Raw genomic sequence first — 2773 nt, forward strand, 5'->3', positions numbered from 1 at the left:
CACCGCCGGACAACCATTACAGGCCAGAGGCCCCACCACCGGTGGGGCCTCTGCCCCTTTAAGCACCACACCCACCACCCGACGACACCCAACCCGCCAAGCAACCAGCACCGACCCCACCCAGGCCGCAAAACTGATGCGGGCTGCAGACCTCAGGACGGGCGCTTACGTAGTGGCCGAGTGAGCACTGCACCCAAGACCGCTGCAACGAGCACGGCCAGCAAGACCGGCCATGAAACCGGATCCAACGGTCCTCCTTGGATGAGAGCCGCGCAAGTGACCAAGACTCCCAGGCTCGCGCCCACTGACGCAGCTGCGGGACGAAGTCGAGGGCTATGTACCTCGGCCATGGAATGGAAGAGGAGTCCGAGGAGTGAACTGATCGCTCCGATCAGGAGGCCGATACCTCCGCCGAAGAGGCAACCAGCTATTACGCTTCCGGCGCCCCAATCGGAACCCAGCATGGTGCCGCCCCCGGTCATCAGTCCCAAGGCGCCGGCGAGGACCATGCCCTTCACGAACACGAGCGACCATTCGAGGTCCTTTGGACGCACCCTCGACTTCCCTGCCCTCCTTGGTCGGAAGATCACGGCTTTGGAGGAGACGTGTGTCGAGCTATCAGATGCGCTGCACTCCCACAACTGAAAGACCGAACAGACTGCTTCCGCCGGATCAGGCGCCCAGGAGTAGACCCGCACTCATGCATGGAGTCAGCTTAGGTTGCTTTCTTCGCGACAGGAGTTGCCGGCGCCGTTCGACCCGGATCGGAGCGGATCCGCGTGGTGATCAATTCGCGGTCGTAGGTCACGAGTGCGTTGTTCTCGAGGACCTGTTGCGTCGAGGTCGCCAGTCCGGTGTGCTTGTCCCTGGTCAATCGGACGATCCTGTTGTGCCGGTAGACGTTGCCCCCGGCCTCGTGGAAGTAGGAGTCCTTTTCACGGATGTGGAACTTGACGGCCGGAACGCGTTCCGCGCGGAGTTCGCCGCAGAGGTGCTGATCGGTGGTGCTCACCAGGAACTGGAATGCCTGGTCCGTGTCACTGCGAACCCGGTAGTCCAGATAGTTGTAGATGATCGAGGTGCCCGAGCCGAACGGGATCTGGCGGTTGACGTCCGGGAAGAGGTCCAGTTCGCCGTGGTGGTGGTGTTCCAATGTGGTCAGTTCGCTGTGAAGGACCATCCAGTGCAGCAGGTTGGTGAACTGGCAGAGCCCGCCGCCGATACCGGAGTCTGCCCTGTCGTTGTTGATCGTCAGGCCTTTCCGGTAGCCCTTGGCGGCGGTGCAGCTTCCGACGAGTTTCTAGAAGGACGGTAGACCACCACGGGCAGGGGATTCCCGGACCCTTGCCGGGCGAAGGCTGTCGGGGAAAGGATGTCCCGTAGTTTTCTGGTGAAGATCATGCGCTGAACGGAGATGCGGTAGGTCAGCGGTGAGAGCTCGCAGAACAGTTTTCGTGACATTCTCCCCCGGGTACAAAAGCCGTTCACGCAGGCCGACGCCGGAAATCCGGCAGGATCCATAGCCTGCCAGATGCCGGACGGACCGGAAAGTGCCCCAATCGCCAGCTCCACGACGGCTCGATACCTCTGGCTACCAAGTCACCCTGACCCCCCTCAGCCAACGGAGACAGGTTAGTTCCGTGTTCGTCAGTGGGAGCCGGGTTTGGTGGGGGCCGCACTGCTTGCCGCTCAAAGTGTCGCTGCGCCGATGGTGAAGCGACACCGAACCTCGGAAGTCATGACGCCCTTGTAGGCTTCGTCGACCTCCACGGCAGGGCTGACCTCGGCTTCGGCCGGCCCGTGTTCCGCGCAGAAGTGAAGCGTCTCCTGGGTCTCGCGGACGCCATCGACCCTCGAGCCGGCTAGGAGCGGCGTCCGATAGGGCGGAGGCGTTTACCCGGAGCGGTTCCGCTGGTGCACCGACGTTGACCAGTGCCCTCGAGGGACCGAGCCCCCGGCGCGCATGGTGCGCGCACGCTCCACGGCCCTGTGGCCCGAGCTTTCGAGCCCGACGACTGGGGGCCCTCCTTGTATGACGCCGTCCGAACGGCGCAGCCGCGAGTAGGTGATGGGCGCAGAGCAGTGGGGCGACCACGTCACCGTTCGATTCCCTCCGGGATCGAACGGTGACGTCTCCTATCACCAGCCCACGGGTGGGTCGCTGCCTCGGTTTGTCGTTCCGTTCGGGTCACCGCACCATTGGTGCCGGTGTTCCCCGCAGGGTTGTAGTGTTTCTCGCCCTTGCGGAAGTTGGCGCTTCGACGGCAGGAGCACACCGACGCCGATACCGAGCCGACACCGACCGTGCCCCGACCCCGGCCCCGACGCGATCGTCGACCGTGCCCCGACCCCGGCCTCGACGCGATCGTCGACCGTGCCCCGACCCCGGCCTCGACGCGATCGTCGACCGTGCCCCTGAACATGTGCGGAGAGGACCTTGAAGCAGGCCTTAGCGCCGAGGCCGGTGTTCCTGGGGCGAACGGTTAGGACTGCGCTCCAGCCGCCGCGCATTGCGCGGATGCCAAGGGGCAGATCCTTGCATGGCTTCGTGGGCGTTTCTGCCAGGGGCTATTGACCCAGGGGCTAGCATGTCCTGCCTGGCCGGATCCTCGAAGGGAAGAGCAGTGCCGCGCCGCTGGCCCGGCGCATAGGCGCTGGCATAGGTCGCCGCCGGTGGCTCGGGTTCGGGGGTGTGTGTTGGTTTGTTGGTTGGTGGGGGTTGGTGTAGTGTTTCTTGGGTTGCCCCGGTGTGGGTGGCGACCTCCTCCTTTTT

1 protein-coding gene is annotated in these 2773 nt (G+C 64.3%); it reads right to left on the bottom strand.

The window, feature by feature from the left end:
- Nucleotides 1–715: 715 nt before the first annotated feature.
- Nucleotides 716–1255, bottom strand: coding sequence for a VanW family protein (locus IWX75_RS17450; RefSeq protein ID WP_334684460.1), 540 nt, complete (start codon nt 1253–1255; stop codon nt 716–718).
- Between the last annotated feature and the right edge of the window lie 1518 nt (nt 1256–2773).

Origin of the sequence: Arthrobacter sp. CAN_A6 (genome assembly GCF_015751715.1) — a bacterium.
In the GTDB taxonomy this organism is placed as follows: domain Bacteria; phylum Actinomycetota; class Actinomycetes; order Actinomycetales; family Micrococcaceae; genus Arthrobacter_D.